This is a genomic window from Nonomuraea sp. MTCD27 (assembly GCF_041950495.1).
Lineage (GTDB): Bacteria > Actinomycetota > Actinomycetes > Streptosporangiales > Streptosporangiaceae > Nonomuraea.
Genome location: NZ_JBGNUW010000005.1, coordinates 437,974 through 456,979, shown reverse-complemented (window position 1 = coordinate 456,979; position 19,006 = coordinate 437,974). Strand labels below are relative to the sequence as shown.

The 19,006-nt window shown below is 71.3% G+C and carries 13 protein-coding genes; 8 read left to right on the top strand and 5 right to left on the bottom strand.

Annotation, left to right across the window (positions count from 1 at the left end; all coding sequences use genetic code 11):
• The first annotated feature begins 31 nt into the window (after window positions 1–31).
• The 4 genes from ACBJ59_RS17945 (at window position 32) to ACBJ59_RS17930 (ending at window position 6,195) form a co-directional block, all read left to right on the top strand.
• On the top strand, window positions 32–2,446 hold the full coding sequence (locus ACBJ59_RS17945) for a LuxR C-terminal-related transcriptional regulator (RefSeq protein WP_375111346.1): 2,415 nt from the start codon (window positions 32–34) through the stop codon (window positions 2,444–2,446).
• A 78-nt stretch (window positions 2,447–2,524) separates the two neighbouring features.
• Window positions 2,525–2,905, top strand: coding sequence for an AMP-binding protein (locus ACBJ59_RS17940; protein ID WP_375111345.1), 381 nt, complete (start codon window positions 2,525–2,527; stop codon window positions 2,903–2,905).
• Window positions 2,906–2,993: 88 nt separating this feature from the next.
• On the top strand, window positions 2,994–5,420 hold the full coding sequence (locus ACBJ59_RS17935) for a LuxR C-terminal-related transcriptional regulator (protein WP_375111344.1): 2,427 nt from the start codon (window positions 2,994–2,996) through the stop codon (window positions 5,418–5,420).
• 37 nt (window positions 5,421–5,457) lie between these two features.
• Window positions 5,458–6,195, top strand: a complete 738-nt coding sequence (locus tag ACBJ59_RS17930; RefSeq protein ID WP_375111343.1) for an alpha/beta hydrolase — start codon at window positions 5,458–5,460, stop codon at window positions 6,193–6,195.
• 237 nt (window positions 6,196–6,432) lie between these two features.
• On the opposite strand, the gene ACBJ59_RS17925 is transcribed toward ACBJ59_RS17930, so the two are convergent.
• Window positions 6,433–7,866: an aldehyde dehydrogenase gene (locus ACBJ59_RS17925; RefSeq protein ID WP_375111342.1), complete on the bottom strand. Its 1,434-nt coding sequence runs from the start codon at window positions 7,864–7,866 to the stop codon at window positions 6,433–6,435.
• Between the two features lie 143 nt (window positions 7,867–8,009).
• Window positions 8,010–11,033 carry a M14 family zinc carboxypeptidase gene (locus tag ACBJ59_RS17920; protein WP_375111341.1) on the bottom strand — a complete coding sequence of 1,008 codons (3,024 nt, stop codon included), beginning with the start codon at window positions 11,031–11,033 and terminating at the stop codon, window positions 8,010–8,012.
• Between the two features lie 202 nt (window positions 11,034–11,235).
• On the opposite strand from ACBJ59_RS17920, the gene ACBJ59_RS17915 reads away from it, so the two are divergent.
• Entirely contained in the window at window positions 11,236–12,132 is an 897-nt protein-coding gene (locus ACBJ59_RS17915) for a coiled-coil domain-containing protein (protein ID WP_375111340.1), read from the top strand.
• Here ACBJ59_RS17915 and ACBJ59_RS17910 read toward each other — a convergent pair.
• Window positions 12,114–13,427, bottom strand: a complete 1,314-nt coding sequence (locus ACBJ59_RS17910; RefSeq protein ID WP_375111339.1) for a GH1 family beta-glucosidase — start codon at window positions 13,425–13,427, stop codon at window positions 12,114–12,116. The genes ACBJ59_RS17915 and ACBJ59_RS17910 overlap by 19 nt on opposite strands.
• A gap of 91 nt (window positions 13,428–13,518) precedes the next feature.
• Between ACBJ59_RS17910 and ACBJ59_RS17905 the strand changes: the two genes are divergently transcribed.
• Window positions 13,519–14,157: a TetR family transcriptional regulator gene (locus ACBJ59_RS17905; protein WP_375111338.1), complete on the top strand. Its 639-nt coding sequence runs from the start codon at window positions 13,519–13,521 to the stop codon at window positions 14,155–14,157.
• Between the two features lie 46 nt (window positions 14,158–14,203).
• Here ACBJ59_RS17905 and ACBJ59_RS17900 read toward each other — a convergent pair whose 3' ends face one another.
• Window positions 14,204–15,127, bottom strand: a complete 924-nt coding sequence (locus tag ACBJ59_RS17900; RefSeq protein ID WP_375111337.1) for an aldo/keto reductase — start codon at window positions 15,125–15,127, stop codon at window positions 14,204–14,206.
• 96 nt (window positions 15,128–15,223) lie between these two features.
• Between ACBJ59_RS17900 and ACBJ59_RS17895 the strand changes: the two genes are divergently transcribed.
• Window positions 15,224–15,577 (top strand): MerR family transcriptional regulator, encoded by a 354-nt coding sequence (locus tag ACBJ59_RS17895; protein WP_375111336.1) that lies wholly within the window; start codon window positions 15,224–15,226, stop codon window positions 15,575–15,577.
• 36 nt (window positions 15,578–15,613) lie between these two features.
• Window positions 15,614–17,065 carry a penicillin-binding transpeptidase domain-containing protein gene (locus ACBJ59_RS17890; RefSeq protein WP_375111335.1) on the top strand — a complete coding sequence of 484 codons (1,452 nt, stop codon included), beginning with the start codon at window positions 15,614–15,616 and terminating at the stop codon, window positions 17,063–17,065.
• 4 nt (window positions 17,066–17,069) lie between these two features.
• Here ACBJ59_RS17890 and ACBJ59_RS17885 read toward each other — a convergent pair whose 3' ends face one another.
• A complete protein-coding gene (locus tag ACBJ59_RS17885) occupies window positions 17,070–18,932 on the bottom strand; it encodes an ABC transporter ATP-binding protein (protein WP_375111334.1) in 1,863 nt (620 codons plus the stop codon).
• Window positions 18,933–19,006 lie beyond the last annotated feature (74 nt).

Below are 19,006 nucleotides of genomic sequence, written 5' to 3'. Positions count from 1 at the left end.
GTGTGATCCTTCCGCGACGCAGGGTGAGCACATGCCAGATTCCCCCCGGCACAACCTTCCGGCAGAGCCCAACCGGTTCGTCGGCCGCGAGCGTGATCTCGACGACCTGCACGACCTGTTCGGCGAGACGCGCGTGGTGACGCTGTGCGGGGTCGGCGGCATCGGGAAGACCCGGCTGGCCCTCCAGGTCGCCGCCAGGCTGGTGCCCGCCTTCCCGGACGGTGTCTGGCTGGTCGAGCTGGCCAGGTTCGGCCGCCCGGAGCTGGTGGAGCAGGAGATCGCCGGCGTGCTCGGCGTGCGTGAGGAGGCCGGCCGCCCCCTCCTCGACACCATGACGGCCAGGCTCCGCGACCAGCGCTGCCTGCTGCTGCTGGACAACTGCGAGCACCTGGTCGACAGGTGTGCCGAAGTGGCCGCGGCGCTGGTCGCGGCCTGCCCGTCGCTGCGCGTCCTGGCCACCAGCAGGGAGCCGCTGCGCATCGCCAGCGAGCTCATCTGGCGGGTGCCGCCGCTCGACCTGCCCGACCCGGGCACGCCGGACGCCGAGTCGGTGCAGCTGTTCATGGACCGGGCGGCGGCCGCCGGCACCCGGCTGGGCCCCGAGAGCCTGCCCGACGTGGTGCGCCTGTGCCGGGCGCTCGACGGGCTGCCGCTGGCGCTGGAGCTGGCCGCGGCCCGCACCAGCCTGCTCAGCCCCGGGCAGATCGCCGACCGCATAGACGACCGGTTCTCGCTGCTCACCACCGGCGGCCGCACCGCTCCGGTCCGGCAGCGCACGCTGCTGGCGGCCGTCGAGTGGAGCTACGACCTGCTGTCGGCGAAGGAGCAGGTGCTGCTGCGCCGGTTGTCGGTGTTCGCCGGCGATTTCGACCTCGACCTGGCCGAGCAGGTGTGCGCCGAGCGGCCGATCGGCGCGAGCGAGATCGTCGACCTGCTCGGCGGCCTGGTGGACAAGTCCCTCGTGCTGTGCGACGAGAGCCGCAGGCGCTACTGGCTGCTGGAGACGATCAAGCGTTACTCCGTCGAGCGGCTCGAACAGGCCGGCGAGCGCGAGGTCCTGCGCGAGCGGCACCTCAACGTGCTCTGCGAGCTGCAGGAGCGCCACTTCAACCGGGAGATGGTCGAGCCCGGCGTGCCGTGGTCGCGGCGGCTAGAGGCGCTGACCGCGAGCCGGGCCCTGGTCGACGACCAGCGGGTGGCGCTCGAATGGGCCGCCGAGTCCGGCAACGTGGCCCTGGGCCTGCACCTGTGCCGGACCAGCACGGGCCTGCTGCCCATCGGGGGCAACCTGACGGAGATCGTCGGCTGGATCGAGCGGCTGCTCTCGCTCGATGCCACCGGGGTGTCCGGCGATGAGGTCGCGCACGTCAAGGCCTACCTGGCCTACGGGCTGGAGGCCCGAGACGAGCTGAGCCGGTCGCTGGAGGTGGCGGAGGAGAGCCTGGCCGGGATGGCGCCGGGCAACGTGTTCCCGCGCTGCGTCATGCACAGCCTCGTGGTCGTGGTGCTGCTGCGCATGGGCCGGGCCGACGAGGCGCTGCACCACGCGGAGGAGGGCCTGGCCGCCGCCGTACGCTCCGGCGACCTGTGGAACCAGGCGGCGGGGCTGGCCGGGTTGTCGGCGGTGGCCCTGACCCGCGGCCGGTTGCGCGAGGCGCAGCGGTCCGGCGAGGAGGCGCTCGCCCGGGCGAGCGAGCACGGTCACCGCTGGCTGATGGCCAGGACCGCCGCGCAGCTCGGCTCGGTGGCCGAGGCCCGCGGCGACCTGGTGACCGCCAAGGCTCAGTACGAGCGGGCCGTGCCCTGGCTGCGCGAGCTGGGCGGCGATCTGGAGCTGGCGCGCTGCCTGGCCCGGATCGGCAGGGTGGCGGCGATGCTGCACGAGTTCGGCGTCGCGCGGGAGCGGCTGGCGGCCAGCCTCGCGCTGGGCCGGGCGACCGGTCAGCGGCAGGGCGTGGCCCGCTGCCTGGTCGGGCTGTCGGTGCTGGCCGAGTACGAAGGCGACCTGGAGGGCGCCGTGCTGGCGGCCGCGGCGGCGGCCACGCTGCGCGAGTCCATCGGCCAGCACTCCGCCACGATCAGGATCGAGGAGCTGCTCGGCCGGGCCCGGACCAAACTGGGCGACGGCCGCACGACCTCGCTGTGGTCGCGGGGCCGGGCGATGAGCCCCGACGACGCCGCCCGCCACGTGCTGGAGGGCGAGCGGCTGGCCCCGCGGACGCCCGTGGCGGCCGAGCCCGTCCGGCACACGCTGCTGACCGCCCGCGAGCTGGAGATCGCCGGTCTGCTCACCCGGGGGCTGTCCAACCGGGCCATCGCGGAGGAGCTGGTGATCAGTCCCGCCACGGTCGCCCGGCATATCGCCAACATCATGGAGAAGCTCGGCTATACCTCGCGGGCCCAGATCGCGGTCTGGGCGGCCGAGCATCCGGGCACCTCCGGGTAGGGAGCGGCACGCTTCTGCATAGGGATCTGCATATTCCGCCCCATGTGTGCACGAGACGCCCTCCTTACCGTGGGCCACATGGATGAGCGCATCGTGATGGTGGATTCGGGCACCGGCCTGAAGCTCACCGAGGAGCAGTTGGACGAGAGGTCCGCGGTCGCGGCCGTCCAGTTGCGGCGCAGGGGAGTGCGCGCTGGAGACACCGTGCTCATCTGCCTGCCCGTCGGGCCCGACCTGCTGGTGGCGACCGACGCGGTGATCGCCGCGGGCGGCGTCGTCTGGCCCCTGCCCGCCGATCTCGACGCGGCCACGCTTCGGGATCGCATCCAGGAGAGCGGCGCCCGGGTGATGGTCTCCAACGTCCGGCAGGCCCTGGACGCGGCGGACGAATCACGCGTACGGATCATCATGAGCGTCGCCGACCTGAGCGCCTCACATTCGTATCCAGCCGGTCGCTGACTCTGCACGCAAAGTGATCGCATCGGCCCGCCCGGCGGGGGAGACTTGGCGCGAAAGCTTATCCTCCCGCGAGCACCTGGGCCCCGACATGACCGTGCAAGCCCCCCACAACCTCCCCGCAGAGCCCAACCGCTTCATCGGACGCGCGCGTGACGTGTCGGAGCTGAGCGCGCTGGTCCGGGAGGAACGCGTGATCACGCTGAGCGGCGTGGGCGGCATCGGCAAGACCCGGCTGTCGTTGCGCGTGGCGGCGCAGGCGCGGCCCTGGTTCGCCGACGGCGTGTGGCTGGTGGAGCTGGCCCGCCTCGGCAGTCCCGCGCTGGTGGCCGGCGAGCTGGCCGGGGTGCTCGGCGTGCGCGACGAGATCCCGGGGCGGCTGCTCGACGGCCTGCGCGTACGCCTGCGCGACGCCAGCACGCTGATCGTGCTGGACAACTGCGAGCACCTGGTCGAGCACTGTGCCGAGCTGGTGGCCGAGCTGATCGCCGAGTGCCCGGGCCTGCGGTTCCTGCTCACCAGCCGGGAGCCGCTGCGCATCCCGGGCGAGCTGATCTGGCGGGTGCCGCCCCTGGAGCTGCCCGACGCCGACCATCCCGACGCCGAGTCGGTGCTGCTGTTCGTGGAGCGCTCGCTCGCGGCCGGGGCGCGCGGGGTGACCGGCAGCATGGACGACGTCGTACGCCTGTGCCGCGCGCTCGACGGCCTGCCGCTGGCCCTGGAGCTGGCGGCGGCCCGCACCAGCCTGCTGAGCCCCGGGCGGATCGCCGACCGCGTCGGCGACCGGTTCAGGCTGCTGACCACCGGCCCCCGCACGGCTCCCGTCAGGCAGCGCACGCTCCTGGCGGCCGTCGAGTGGAGCCACGACCTGCTCATGCCCAAGGAGCGGGTGCTGCTGCGCCGGCTGTCGGTGTTCGCGGGGCTGTTCGATCTGGAGCTGGCCGAGAGGGTGTGCGCCGACGGGGGCGTGCTGCGCCGGGCCGAGCTGCTCGACCTGCTCGCGGGCCTGGTGGACAAGTCGCTGGTGCTGCACCATGGCGGCGTCGGCCGCTACCGCCTGCTGACGACCATCCGCCAGTACGCCGCCGACCGCCTCGCCGAGGTCGACGAGGTCGCGCGCCTGCGTGACCGGCATCTGCGGGTGATCTGCGAGGAGATGGAGCGCTGCTACGAGGGCGGCTCGCTGGACCCCCGGATGCCGTGGCCGGAGCGGTTCGCGTACTTCGCCAGGGGCCGCACCCTGCTCGACGACTGCAGGGCCGCGATCGACCGGGCGGTGGAGTCCGGCAACCCGGTGCCGGGGCTGCGCCTGGCCCGCGCGGCGCTGGCGATCCTGGCCGTGCGGGGCGACCTGGCCGAGAGCGTCGGCTGGCACGAGCGGCTGCTCGCGCTGGACGTGTCGCAGGTGCCCGCCGACCTCCTGGCGGTGGCCAGGGGCGCGCTGGCGTACGGGCTGGAGGCCGGTGACGAGCTGGGCCGCGCCGAGGAGCTCATCGTGCAGGCCATCGAGGAGCAGCGGCGCCACCCGTACACGCACTGGCTGGGCATCACCTACGGCGTGGCGCTGACCGTGTTCTTCCGCACGGGGCAGAGCCGGCGGGCGCAGCTCTGCCTGGAGGAGCTGGAGGCGGCGGCCACCGCCCACGACGACCTGTTCAACCTGGCGACCGTCAGGATCGCCCAGCTCAACGTGGCGCTGTTCCACGGGCGGTTGCGCCGGGCGCAGCGCTACGGCGAGGAGGCGCTCGCCCTGGGCCGGGAGGCGGGTCACCACTGGACGCAGGCCAGGGCGCTGACCCACCTCGGCGCGGTGGCCGAGGCGGCGGGCGACCTGGAGGCCGCCATGTCCTACCACGCGGCCGCGCTGCCGCTGCTGGAGGGCATGGGCAACGTGGTCGAGCTGGCTCGCTGCCGGGCGCAGATCGGCCGGGTGGCGGCCGGGCTGGGCGACCACGCCACGGCCAGGGAGCACGTGGCCGCGAGCCTGGAGCTGAGCAGGCAGTCGGGGCAGCGCAGGGGGATCATGCGCGCGCTCATGGCCCTGTCGGCCCTGGCCCGTGCTCAGGACGACCTGGAAGGCGCCGTGCTGGCCGGTGCGGCCGCCACCGCCCTGCGGGAGTCCATCGGGCAGTTCGGCACTCCTGGGCGCGTTCAGGAGCTTCTGGCGCTCGCCCGCGGCAGGCTCGGCGCGGGCCGGGTGACGCTGCTGTGGGCCCGGGGCATGGAGTGGCCGCCGGAGGAGGTGGCCAGGCGCGTGCTGGACAGCGAGGCCGGGCAGGCGCCGCTGCCGGTCTCCGTGGCGGGCCCCCGGTACGGCGGCCTGACCGCCAGGGAGCGGGAGATCGCCGCGCTGCTCACCCGGGGCCTCAGCAACCGGGCCATCGCCCAGGAACTGGTGATCAGCCCGGCCACCGTGGCCCGGCACATCGCCAACATCATGGACAAGCTGGGCTTCGACGCGCGCTCGCAGATCGCGGTGTGGGCGGCCGAGCACGGGATCGACGCCGGGCGTATCTAAGCTCATATCCATGCCTTTCGCGCCCAACTTTCCCGTCATGCTCAGAACCGAGGACGGGGTCCGCATCGACGCCTCGCACACCCCGGCGACCCGCACGTCCGGCCGCACGGACGTGGGCATCGTCGTCGCGCACGGCTTCACCGGCTCCTGGCGGGAACGCACCGCGCGCCGCATCGTGCACGTGCTGAGCGGGTACGGCGGGGTGATCGCGTTCGACTTCCGTGGCCATGGGCGCTCCGGGGGCGAGACCACGGTGGGCGACCTGGAGATCCTCGACGTGGAGGCCGCGGTCCGGCACGCCCGCGTGATCGGCTACACCAAGGTGGCGGTCGTGGGCTTCTCCATGGGGGCGTCGGTGGCCCTGCGGCACGCGGGGCTGCGCGGCGGGGTGGACGCGGTGGTGGCGGTGAGCGGTCCGGCCCGCTGGTACTACCGGGGCACCAGGCCGATGCGCCAGGTGCACTGGGCCATCGAGCAGCCGGTCGGCCGGTTGGCGGCCAGGGTGGCCAAGCGCACGAGGATCGCGCGGGGCCGGTGGGACCCGATCCCCATGCCGCCGCACGAGGCCGCCGCGCTCATCTCGCCGACGCCGCTGCTGATCGTGCATGGGGACGCGGACACGTTCTTCCCGCTGGACCACGCCGAGCAGCTCTACGCCGGCGCGCGGGAGCCGAAGGAGCTCTGGGTGGAGCCCGGCTACGGGCACGCGGAGGCCGCGGCCACCCCCGAACTCGTCCGCCGGATCGGCAAATGGATCTCCTCGAACTTTTCCTGAAGGAAAGACGTCTACCTAGGGCGGATGGAAGGAAACCGCCGGGAGAAAGTCCCTGGGGAAGGAAACCGTCGATGCGGTGGACGTGGGACATACTGCTGTAGTCAGGCGGTTGCCCACAGTGGCCTGCGTCCAGCAGGCCGCTGCGGGCAGCGAGGTTGGCACCTAGCGTCGCGGGGGCGCGCTGGGTGGCATCCGTGCACAAAAGGGCCCCGCAGATTCTTGCGGGGCCCTTCCGTCTCAGCCCAGGCGGGCGATCGTCTTGTACTCGAGGTAGCTGCCGAGGCCCTCGGGGCCCAGCTCGCGGCCGATGCCGCTGGCCTTGAAGCCGCCGAAGGGGGCGTTGGTCTCCAGCATGAAGCAGTTCACGCCGTACGTCCCCGTGCGCACCCGGCGGGCCACGTCCATGCCGTGCTCGGTGTCGGCCGTCCACACCGTGCCGGCCAGGCCGTAGTCGCTGTCGTTGGCGATGCGTACGGCGTCCGCCTCGTCCTCGTAGGGGATCACCGACAGGACCGGCCCGAAGATCTCCTCGCGGGCGATCCGCATGTCGTTGGAGACCCCGGCGAAGACGGTGGGCGAGACGTACCAGCCGCGGTCGAACGGCCGGTCCAGGCCGCCCACGACGACCTTGGCGCCCTCGTCCATGCCGATCTTGATGTAGCCCTCGACCCGCTCCTGCTGCCGCTTGGCCACCAGCGGGCCGATGCCGGTCCCCGGGTCGGCGGGGTCGCCGACGGCCTGGGAGCTGACCATGCCCGCGATCGCGTCCACGACCTCGTCGTAGCGCCGGCGGGAGGCCAGGATGCGGGTCTGGGCCACGCACGCCTGCCCGTTGTTCATGAGGGAGGCCATCGACAGGAAGCCCATGCTGGCCGCCAGGTCGGCGTCGTCCAGGATGATCGCGGCCGACTTGCCGCCCAGTTCCAGGCTGACCCGCTTGAGCTGCTCGCCGCAGATGGCCGCGATGCGCCGGCCGGCCGCCGTCGAGCCGGTGAAGGCCACCTTGTCGACGCCCGGGTGCGAGATCAGGTGCTCGCCCACCTCGCGGCCGGCGACCACGATGTTGAGCACGCCCGCCGGCACGCCGGCCTCGGCCGCCCACTCGGCCAGCAGGTACGCGTCCAGCGGCGTCTCGGGCGCCGGCTTGAGCACGATCGTGCACCCGGCCAGGAGCGCGGGCGCGACCTTGGTCATGGTCACGAACTGCGGCACGTTCCACGGCACCACGGCCGCCACCACGCCCACCGGCTCCCTGCGCACGGTGATCGGGCCGAACAGCCCCGGCCGCTGCTCCTCCTGCTCGAACGTCCTGCCCAGCTCGGCGTAGAACTGCAGCATGCCGAGCGGCTGCGGCGCCTGCGCGAGGTTGGAGAACGTGATCGGCGAGCCCATCTCCTCCGTGATGAGCTGGGCCATCTCGGCCTGCCGCTCGTTGTAGATCGCGGCGAGCCGGCCGACGACCTCGGCCCGCTCGGCGAAGGACATCCGCGGCCAGGGCCCGTGGTCGAACGCCTCCCTCGCGGCGGCGACCGCCCGCTCCATGTCCTCGGCCGTGCCTTCCGGCACCCGCCCGACGACCTCCTCGGTGTGGGGGGAGATGACGTCGATCGTCCCGGTGCCCGCGGGGGCCACCCATTCGCCCCCGATGAACAGCGTGTCGTGCTGGCGCATGTCGTGAGCCTCCTGCTTGACCGAATGCTTGCTTGATACCGGTATGCCTCAAGGTGACCGAACCATGTTCTGTCCGGACACGCAAGAGGGGTGGGGGGGGGGGGGGGGCCGCCCCCCCCCCCCCCCCCCACCCCTCGCGGGCGTCAGCGGGAATCGCCGAGCAGGTGTTGCATGGAACGCTTGACCAGGTCCGTACGCTTGGCCAGGTCGCTCACCGTCTCGACGCCGAAGCCGAGGTAGACGGTGTCCTCCGTGACGATGCCGCCGCCCTCCTCGAAGAGCTGGTCCGTACGGAACCAGTTGTTGATCGACGGCGAGGAGCCCTCAGGCGGTGCCCCGACGGCCCAGCCGCCCAGGTCCGACTCGAACGAGGTCGACTCGGCCGCCGTGCCGTCCAGGGTGACGGCGAAGTCGTCCAGGAAGACGCCCGCGCCCTGGGTGGCCCAGTCGCTGATGTAGGAGATGGAGATCTCGACCTGCTTGCCCGCGTACGGGGTCAGGTCGATCTTCCACTGCTGCCAGCCGCCCGAGTTGCCGGAGGCCGCGTGCCACGCGCCGGAGGTGCCGGTCGGCTCGCAGTTCACGCCCTGGTAGCGCTGCGTGAACGGGTGGATCGTGCGCCAGCCGCCGCTGTTCTCGGTCAGGCAGCTGTCGCCGGCCTCCTGGGTGGTGTGCCCGTTGGCGTCCGGCAGCGTGGTCCAGTCGTCGCCGCCCGCCGTCCGGGCCTCGACCGTCAGGAAGTCCCAGGCGGCCTCGGTGTCGTACGAGGTCCAGAACGACAGGTCGCCGCTGGTCCGGCCGGTCAGGTCGATGGTCTTGGTCAGCCGCTTCCACGAGACGTCGGCGATGCCGCTGTAGACGTCCCAGGAGCCGGTGTGCGGGTCGAAGGGGCCGCCCGGGCGTGCCCACTTGACCTGGGCCGAGCTGCTGAACAGCGGGAACTGCTGGGCGGGCAGGATGGCCGAGGTCGCGACGAACGAGTTGGTGTGGCTCGGCTCGATCGTGGCGCTGAAGCCGTCGAACTTCCCGCCGCTGCCCTGCAGCGCGAACGGCTGACCGGTGGCGTGGTCGGTGCCCGCGTCGTCGAAGAAGACGTAGGCGCCCAGGTAGTACTGCTGGAAGTCGTTGAACACCGGGATGCAGGGCGGGTCGTCGTCCACCGTGCACTCGGGGTTCTCGGGCTGGTCGGGCTCGTAGTAGTAGGAGCCGTTGAAGTTGGCCGCGTACGAGGGGTACTTGCCGGCGTGCAGCAGCTTGCCGCCCTCGTTCAGGTAGTCGCGGACCGCCAGCTCGGTGTCCACGCCGCCCTTGGACGTCGTGCCCGGCACCTGGCCCTGCGACCTCGGGATGATGTCGTCGCCGGTCTCCCAGACCACCGCGTCGTAGTGGCTGAGCACGCCCAGCGGGTGCGGGGCCTTGCGGCCCATCTTGTCCATGTCGTACACGTCGGAGCTGTAGCCGGCGGCCTGGAGGGCGGCGGCGTACTCGTCGGCGTACTTGGCCTCGGTCACGCCCTGCGCCGGGCTCAGGCCGGTGACGTCCTCGGTGGCCAGGATCAGCACCTTGCCGCCGATGTCCGTGGCGACCGTGTAGGTGAAGTCGGCGCTCCTCTTGCCGATCGAGCTGAACCAGACCTTCACCTTGTCACCCGGCCGGGTGCCGGTGATCTTGCCGCGCAGGCGGTGGTAGTAGCGGTTGTAGCCCTTGCCGTACCGCTCGCCGCCCTTCCACTCGCCGGTCAGGACGGTCTTGGTCCGGCCGCCGTTGACCTGGTAGTTCAGGAAGACCGGGCCGAGCTTGCGCTTGGCGTTGACCTGGACGACCTGGTCCCGGCCGTAGCTGAACTCGAACGGGTCGAGCTCGAAGTCGGGAGTCCTGTTGCCCAGATGGGTGACCGGCTCGACCGGGTTGACCGCGGACCTGGCCACGTCGAGCGCGAACGGCAGGTTCTTCTCGAACTCCGCCTGCACCAGCGCCTCGTCGTCGGGGAAGACGAAGCCGCAGCCGTCGCAGCCCTCGTTGAGCTCGGGCGTCCACGACAGCGTCCCGTACTGGAAGTGGGCCTGGTCGTTGGTGTCGCCGTTGGTGGTGTACAGCTCGGCGCCGAGGTCGGGGTCGAAGCCGGGGACGGCCGGGTTGGCGTCGTCGCCGGTGAGCGCCTCGTAGATGGGGTTGTCCGCGGTCTCCGTGGCGATCTGCACGCCCATCGGGTAGAGCAGCAGCGGGCCGTACGAGTGGTAGTTGAGCTGCATCTCGAACTTGACCCGCCGGAGCAGGCCGTCCATGGCCTTCGTCTCCGGCTCGCTGGCCGGGCCGGTGCCGCGGTAGGTGTCGCTGCTGGGGATGCTCGACGAGCCTTCCTCGTCGTAGTGGAAGTTCGTGGGGAAGTTCCGGTTCGGGTCCACGCCGTCGCCGCGGGTGATCTGGCCGTCGCCGTTGTTGTCGCGCAGGTTCTTGCGCCACAGGCGGTTGCCCTCGGTGAAGGTGAAGTCGTACCCGTCGGGGTTGGCCACCGGCACGAACCACAGCTCGGTCTTGTTGAGCAGGTCCCTGAGCGCGCCCTTGTTCGCGACCACGTGCTTCAGCAGCCGCATGTCCACCTCGGTGGAGATCCACTCGCGGGCGTGCTGGGTGGCCGAGAAGAGGGTCGAGGGCTTGAGTCCGTCGGGCAGCAGCCTGGCGCCCGTGCTGACCTTGACGGCCAGGATGTCCTGGCCCTGCAGCGACTTGCCGATCGACTGGAGCTTGACGACGTCCTTGTTGGCCTTCGCGATGGCCTTGAGCTGGTCGGCGATGCCGCCGGGCTCGGAGTAGGACTTGAAGACGGTGTAGCCGCCGGCCGCCTGGGCCCTGGCCGCTTCGAGCTGGGTCTGGCCCTGCGGGTTGCGCACGGGCTCCGGTTTGTGGCCGAGCTTCTCCAGGACGTCGAGGTCCGCCTGGGCGGCGGTCAGCTCGATGTGCTCCTTGTCGCCCTTGGACTGCTGCTGGACGACGTCGAAGCCCTTCTCCCTGAGCGTCTGGGCGGTGCCCGGCGGGCTTTCTAGCTGGTACAGCTCGATGCGGTCGCGGGCCGGCAGGGGGTCCACGGACGCCTCGGCGGTCGTGGCCACGAGAGAGGTGCCTAAGCCGAGGATGACGGCCGCGGCGAGGGTTAATGATCGAGACACGGTCTGCCCCTTCGCAGAGACGGAATCGATCGCCATCTCAGACCTTTGGAGCGATCTATACAAGGCCCAACTTTTCGCCGCACCCCAATTTGGACAAAAGCCTAAAAACCTCACCAAAGGTGCGGCAGTTCGGGCGTTCAGATGACAGGAATCAAGATCATCTTCTATAGTTTCGGTCCGTCTATGAGGGGAGGGGACGGGTGTGAGAATCTGGCGGCTCGCCGTTCTTGTCGCCGTCCTCGCCGGGCTGGTCGCACTGCCCACCCCACCGCCCGCCGCGGCCGATCCCAGCCCTGCTGAGCTGCGCAGACTCACCAAGCAGGCGGAGCGTCTCGAGGAGCTCTACCGGGGTCAGATCCAGAGCCTGGAGGACATCAAGCTCCAGGCGAAGAAGGCCACCGACACCTCCGGCAACCTGGAGGCCCAGCTCAGGGCCGCCCAGGCCGAGGTGACCCGCATCGCCCAGACCTCCTACATGGTGGGCCCCATCGACGGCATGCAGCTCCTCGCGCCCAGCACGGACCCGTACAAGATGCTGGGGCAGGCCGCCAACATGACCTACATGGCCAACGAGCGGGCCAAACGCGTCGAGAGCATCAAGAAGCTGATCGACAAGTCCAAAGATGCGAAGGTCAACGCCAGCGAGAAGATCGAGAAGCTGCGCAAAGAGATCAAGGTCATGCAGGGCAAGCGTGACGAGATCGAGAAGCTGCTCAACAAGTACGGCTTCCAGCAGCCCGGCGGCTCCGAGGGCCTGACGCCGCGCATGATCTCGGTCCGCGCGGAGATCATGCGGAACTTCCCCATGAGGTACGGCGTCGGCTGCCTGCGCCCGGGCGATCCCGGTGAGCACGGCAAGGGCCGGGCCTGCGACTTCATGATGTCCAGGGGCGGCACCGTGGCCGGCGGGGCCGACGCCGCCAACGGCGACGCGCTGGCCGCCTGGCTCATCAAGAACGGCCCCCGGCTCGGCGTGATGTACATCATCTGGAAGCAGCGCTACTACGACATCCGGTCAGGCGGCGGCTGGGACCCGATGTCGAACCGCGGCGGGGCCACCGCCAACCACTACGACCACGTTCACGTGTCGGTGTTCTGACCCTTCAGGAACTCCTTGAACCAGTGGTAGGACCGCTTCGGGGTGCGCCGCTGGGTGGCGAAGTCCACGTGCACGAGGCCGAACCGCTGGTGGTAGCCCTCGGCCCACTCGAAGTTGTCCAGCAGCGACCAGACGAAGTAGCCGCGCACGTCCACACCCTCGGCCATGGCCTGCCGCATGGCGGCGATGTGCCGGTCGAGGAAGTCGACGCGGGCCTCGTCCTCGATCGTGCCGTGCTCCGTGGGGGTGTCCGGCTGGGAGCAGCCGTTCTCCGTGATCAGGATCGGCGGGAGCGCGGCGCCGTAGCGGGACTTGAGGCCGGTCAGCAGCTCGCGCAGGCAGTCGGGGACGACCGGCCAGCCGAAGGCCGTGGTGGGGTGGCCGGTGATGCCCGCGTCGGAGAAGGGGAGCCCGTCGCCGGTGGGGGCGGCTATGCGGGTCGGGTTGTAGTAGTTGATGCCCAGGGCGTCCAGCGGGGCCGCGATGGTCGCCAGGTCGCCGTCCCGGATGAAGTCCAGGCTCGGGGTGTAAGCCGACAGGTCCGGATATCTGCCGAGAAGTATGGGGTCGTTGAACAGGCGGTTGTGCAGGACGTCGTACGCGTCGGCCGCCTTCAGGTCGGGCTCCTCCTGCGAGGCCGGCCAGACCGGCGTGCAGTTGTTGGTCAGCGCCACCTGGCGCGCGCCCGCCGCCCTGAGGGCCTGGACGGCCCGGCCGTGGGCGAGCAACTGGTGGTGGGCGGCGGGGAGGGCGTCGGTCATGAGGAACCGGCCGGGGGCGTGGACGCCCATGGCGTAGCCGAAGGCCATGTGGACGAACGGCTCGTTCAGCGTGATCCACAGCGGGACGCGGTCGGCCAGGCGGGCGGCGACCGTGGCGGCGTAGTCGGCGAAGAGCTCGCAGACGTCGCGGTTCAGCCACCCGCCGCGGTCCTCCAGGGCCTGCGGCAGGTCCCAGTGGAACAACGTGGGCACCGGCTGCACCCCGGCCGCCAGCAGGGCGTCCACCAGGCGGTCGTAGAAGTCCAGGCCCCGCTCGTTCACCTCGCCCGAGCCCAGCGGGAGGACGCGCGGCCAGGCGATCGAGAAGCGGTAGGCGTTCACGCCGAGGCCCGACATGAGCGCGACGTCCTCGCGCCAGCGGTGGTAGTGGTCGCACGCCACGTCCCCGGTGTGCCCGTCCCTGGTGCGGCCGGGCTCGCGGGCGAAGGTGTCCCAGACGGACTCGCCCCTGCCGTCCTCGCCGGTGGCCCCCTCGATCTGGTACGCGGCCGTGGCCGTACCCCACAGGAACATCCCTGGCCTCCACTGCTACGCGAGTAAGGCTCATGTTAACTGAGGTCAAAGTCCCTGACTTCAGCTCCCGGAAATGCGTCAGGATGGGGACATGACCAGTACCTTGCGCCGCCGCCCCGCTCAGCGCCGGAGTGTCGAGCGCGTCGAGCGGATGCTCGACGAGTGCGCGCTCCTGCTCGACGAGGTCGGCTACGAGGCGCTGACCACCAAGGAGGTCGCGCGCCGGGCGGAGGTGCCGATCGGCACGTTCTACCAGTTCTTCCGCGACAAGCAGGGCCTGGTGCGGGCGCTGGCGCGGCGCAACCTCGAGGCGTTCCTCCAGCGGATCATCGAACGCATCCCGCTGGCCGACCTGGGCCACTGGACCGACCTCGTCGATCTCGCCATCGACGAGTTCGTCGACATGAAGCGCACCACGCCCGGGTTCGCGGTGGTGGACTTCGGCGAGGTGCTCACCGCCCCCGGCGGGCCGAGCGTCGAGGGCAGCAAGCGGGCGCTCGACGAGACGCACGAGAACAACGTCGTGGTGGCCGAGCGCCTGCGCGCGCTGACGCTGGAGCTCCTGGACGCCCCCGTGGGCCCGGGGCTCGACCGGGCGCTGCTGGTGGCGGTCGAGGCCACGGACGCGGTGCTCAAGCTGGCCTTCCGGGCCGACCCGGGCGGCGCCCCGGAGCTCATCGCCGAGTGCAAGCTGCTGGTCCGCCGCTACCTGGCCGACCACCTTCCCTGATCGCCGCCGGCGGCGTCCGGACAGGCGGCGACCGAACAGGCGGCGTCTAACAGGCGGCGTCCATGCGGGCACGCAGCTCGGCGTCCAGCTTGAGGCCCGACGCCCCGATGGCCTCCTCCAGCTGCTCCATCGTGGACACCCCCACGATGGGCACGACCCCGCCGGCCATGAGCCAGGCCAGGACGACCTGGTTCGGGGTGGCGCCCAGCTCGTCCGCCACCTCGTGCAGGACGGCCAGGCGCCGCGTCGTGCCCGGGTGGTCGTAGATGTCGGCGATCGGCCGGTCGGGTCGCGTGTAGGCGCCGAACATCAGCGTGTTGTACGCCCACAGCGTCAGGTCCGGCTCCGCGGCCAGGTAGTCGAGCGTCTCGTCCGAGACCAGCGTGTGCCCCGCCTCGGCAGGCCTGGTGTTCGGCCGGGGACGCAGGTAGGTGTGGCGGAGCTGGAGGTAGGTGTAGGGCATCCAGCCGCGCGCGGCGGAGACGTTCCTGGCCCGCTCCAGCCGCCAGGCGGCCATGTTGCTGGCGCCGAGGCTACGGATCTTGCCCGCCCGGGCCAGCTCGTCGAACGCCCCCAGAGTCTCCTCGATCGGGACGGAACGATCCTCGATGTGCGACCAATACACATCGATGTAGTCCGTCCCCAATCTCCTGAGGCTGCCCTCCGCGCCCCTGGCGACGGTCGCCGCGGACAGCCCCTCCGCCGAGTCGAGGGTGGTGTCGCCGGGGATGGTGGGCCGGGCCCCGACCTTCGTGCTGATGAAGACCTCCTCCCGGTTGCCGCGGGCGGCCAGCCACGCGCCGATGGCCAGCTCGCTCTCGTCGCCCGAGCGGCCCGCCACCCAGAACGGGTAGTTGTTGGCCGTGTCGAGCATGGTGCCGCCGGCCTCCTGGAACCGGTCCAGGATGGCGAAGGTCTCCTGCATGCCGACGGTGGTGCCGAACGGAATCGTGCCGAGTGCGATGTTCATGGGGCCGACTCTGAGAGCTGGAGCGCACTCCATGTCAAGCCTCTCTTTCCGGTTGACCTGGAGTGCACTCCAGGTGGGATCCTGAGGGGTGTGAGCGTGTACACACCTGCGGAAGTCGTCGAGGAAACCGGCTTCAGCATCGACACCCTTCGCTACTACGAGAAGATCGGGCTGCTGGAGCGCATCGGCCGGAACGCGGCCGGACAGCGCCGGTTCAGCCAGGAGGACGTCGGCTGGCTCGGCATGGTGCGCTGCCTGCGCGACACGGGCATGCCCATCGCCACGATGTTGCGCTTCGCCGAGCTCGTACGCGCCGGCGACCACACGATCCCCGACCGCATCAAGCTCCTGGAGGAGCACGACCGGCAGGTCCAGGCCCAGATCGACAACCTCGCCGAGCGCCAGCGCTACATCCACCACAAGATTTCCTACTACCGCAGCGTCCTCTAGCCCCGCCTTTGCGGCCAGGTTGCTAAACCAAGATCCATGGCTGCATCGAGGGCGAGATGGATCAACGTCCCGCTGCTCCGCGTCGCCAGGCTGTGCGCGGCGATGCTGTTCGTGCTGCTGGCGCACGTCACCCTCATCCAGGCGTTCGGCTCGTCCGCGCTCAACGCCGACCGCAGGAACGAGCGGCCGCTGATCGACAGGTACGCCCACCCGCGCGGCGACATCCTCACCTACGACGGCACGCCCATCGCCACCAGCCTGCCGAGCGGCGGCGGCCCGTACCATTACCGGCGCGTCTACCGGCACGGCGAGCAGTACGCGGCCGTCACCGGGCACGTGTCGCTGCATCGCTCGACCGGCATCGAGCAGGCGCAGGACGGGGTGCTGTCGGGGGACGACGCCAAGGTCAAGGTCAGGTCGATGGTCCGGGAAGGAGGCGTCGAGGGGGCCGACGTCAGGCTGACGATCAGCGACCGGGCGCAGCGGGCCGCGTACGAGGGACTGGCGGCGACCGGGGTCCCTGGGGCGGCGGTGGCCATCGACCCGGCGACCGGGGCGATCCGGGCGCTGGCCACGTACCCGTCGTACGACCCGAACGGCCTGACCACGTTCGACCGGGCCCGGCTCGCCGAGGAGACCCGGCGGCTGCGGCGGGCGCCCGCGCAGCCGCTGCTCAACCGGGCGCTGAACCAGCTCTATCCGCCCGGGTCCACGTTCAAGCTGGTCACCACGGCGGCGGCGCTGGCGTCGGGCGAGTACACCCCGTCCGCCCTGGTGGACGCGCCGGCCCGGCTGCGGCTGCCGGGCACGCCCACCTACGTGCACAACGCGAGCAACTGCGGGAGCGCGCGCCCGACCCTCATGTACGCCTTCCAGATGTCCTGCGACACGGCGTTCGCCAACATCGGGCTGCAGGTCGGGCAGGACCTCCTGCGGGACCAGGCGGAGGCGTTCGGGTTCAACGCGACGGGCCTGCGGATCCCGCTGACCGCGACGCCCAGCCACTACCCGCCGACGATGGACCGGTCGCAGACGGCGCTGGCGGCCATCGGCCACCACGACAACCGGGTGACGCCGCTGATGGTGGCCATGCTGTCGGCGGCGGTGGCGAACCACGGGGTGCTGATGCGGCCGTATCTGGTGGAGGAGGTCCGGCTGGCGGACGGCTCGGTGATCAACCGGGCGGGTCCGGTGCCGTACCGGACGGCCGTGTCGCCGGAGCTGGCCCGGTATCTGGCGGCGATGATGACGATGGTGACGCACGCGGGCGGCACCGGGGCGGGGGCGGCGATCCCCGGGGTGCTGGTGGCCGCGGAGGCGGCCACGTCGCAGGCCGTGCCGGGGACGGGCGACCACGCGCTGGTCACGGCCTTCGCGCCGGCGGAGGCGCCCGAGGTGGCCGTGGGGGTGGTGCTGGAGCGGCCGGGGGAGCGGGCGGACGCGGTGTCGGCCATCGCCCGGGGGATCATCGAGGCGGAGCTGTCGTGAAGGATCAGCGGTAGGCCGTGGCCTGCAGGGTGTAGAGGTCGGCGTAGAGGCCGTCGAGGGACATCAGGGTGTCGTGGTCGCCCTGTTCGGTGATCTGGCCGTGGTCGAGGACGTAGATGCGGTCGGCGTAGCGGACGCTGGCCAGGCGGTGGGTGATGAGCAGGACGGTGCGGCCGTCGGAGTGGGCGCGGATGCGTTCGAAGAGGGCGTGTTCGGCGCGGGCGTCGAGGGCGGCGGTGGGTTCGTCGCAGATGAGCAGGGCGGCGTCGCGGTGGAAGCCGCGGGCGACGGCGATGCGCTGCCATTGGCCGCCGGACAGCTCGTGGCCGTCTTTGAAGCGGCGGTCCAGCAGGGTGCGGTAGCCGTGGGGGAGTTCGGCGATGACGTCGTCGGCGCCGGCCACGGCGGCGGCGGCGTGCAGGGCGGGTTCGCCTTTGCCGGTGCCCATGGTGATGTTGTAGCGGGCGGTGAGGGGCCAGCGGGTGTGGTCCTGGGCGATGACGGCGGTGCGCAGGCGGAGCTCTTCGGGGTTGACCTGGCGCAGGTCGGTGTCGTCCCAGCGGACGGTGCCGGTGTCGGGTTCGTAGAGGCCCGACAGGATCTTGGCGAGGGTGGTCTTGCCGGAGCCGTTCTCGCCGACGAACGCGATCACCTCGCCGCGTTTGAGCTCGATCGAGACGCCGCTGAGGGCCGGTGACTCGGCGCCGGGGTAGGTGAAGGTCACCTCTTCCGCCGTTATGCGGTCGAAGGTCTCCGGCATGGGCTCGTGGCGGTCGCAGGGGAGGCGGTGTTCGGCGTCGGCGCAGAACTCCAGGAAGTCGGTGAAGTAGAGGCCCTCCTCGTAGAGGCGGTTCGTGGCGTACATCAGGTTGCCCAGCGAGGTCTGGGCCGAGCGGATGGCCAGCACCGCGGTGCCCGCCACGGCCAGCGGGATCGCGGCGACGGCCAGCAGGACGCCCAGGGCGCCGTAGACCAGGGCCGCGCCGAGGCCGCCGAGCGCCTCCCCGGCCAGGCGGGCGAGCATCTGGCGTCTGGCCAGGCCGAGCATGACGTCCTGCTCGGCCTTCGCCACCGCGTCGTACATGCGCAGCAGGAAGCCGCGCATCGTGAACGAGCGCACCTCGGCCGCCGGCTCGCGCTCCGCCAGCAGCTCGCCGATGATCCACTTGCGGCGGTTGGCCGGGATGAGGGCGTAGAGGGTGGCGTAGCGCATCTTGGCGCTGCGGACCATGGCCCAGGCGTCGGGCAGCACGGCCAGCAGCAGGAGCGGGAGCAGCACCGGGTGCAGCACGCCGAGCACGCCCGCCACCGCGACGATGCCGACGGCGGCTGTGACGACGTCGACGGCCGCGCTCACCACCGAGTCGGCCATCATCACCCCGCGCAGCCTGGCGCGCTGCAGCGCGTCGTGGAACTCCGGGTCGTCGTAGGACACCAGGCTGACGCGGCTGGTCAGGCCGTAGAGGCGCTCCTCCGTCAGGCGGGTGACCTGCGGGTCGAGGCGCGACTGCGCCCAGCCGGCCCCGGCCTGCGTCGCCGTGCGCAGCACCGCCGCCGCGCCGACCAGCGCCAGGCTGGGCAGCGCCGCCATGACGCGGTCGGGCGTCGGGCCCTCGCTGAACAGGGCGGTCAGCACGCCGGTGGTGGCCAGCAGGCCGAACGCGGTGAACACACCGCCGAGCAGGTTGAGCACGACCGTGGCCACCGCGTCGCGCGGGCTGGCCCGCCAGGCCATGCTCATCGCCTGGCCGACCAGGGAGGGCAGCCTTCTGGCGATGGTCAGGAAGCCGACCTCGGCCAGCTTGTCCGTATGGGCGTGCCAGTCGGAGAAGGAGATCTCACCGAGCTCGAGCGGCTCATCGGCCATGCCTTGAGTGTGCCCACCGGTGCTGACACTTCTCCATCGAATATGTCTGGGCGCGGCGCGTAGTTGGTGACACA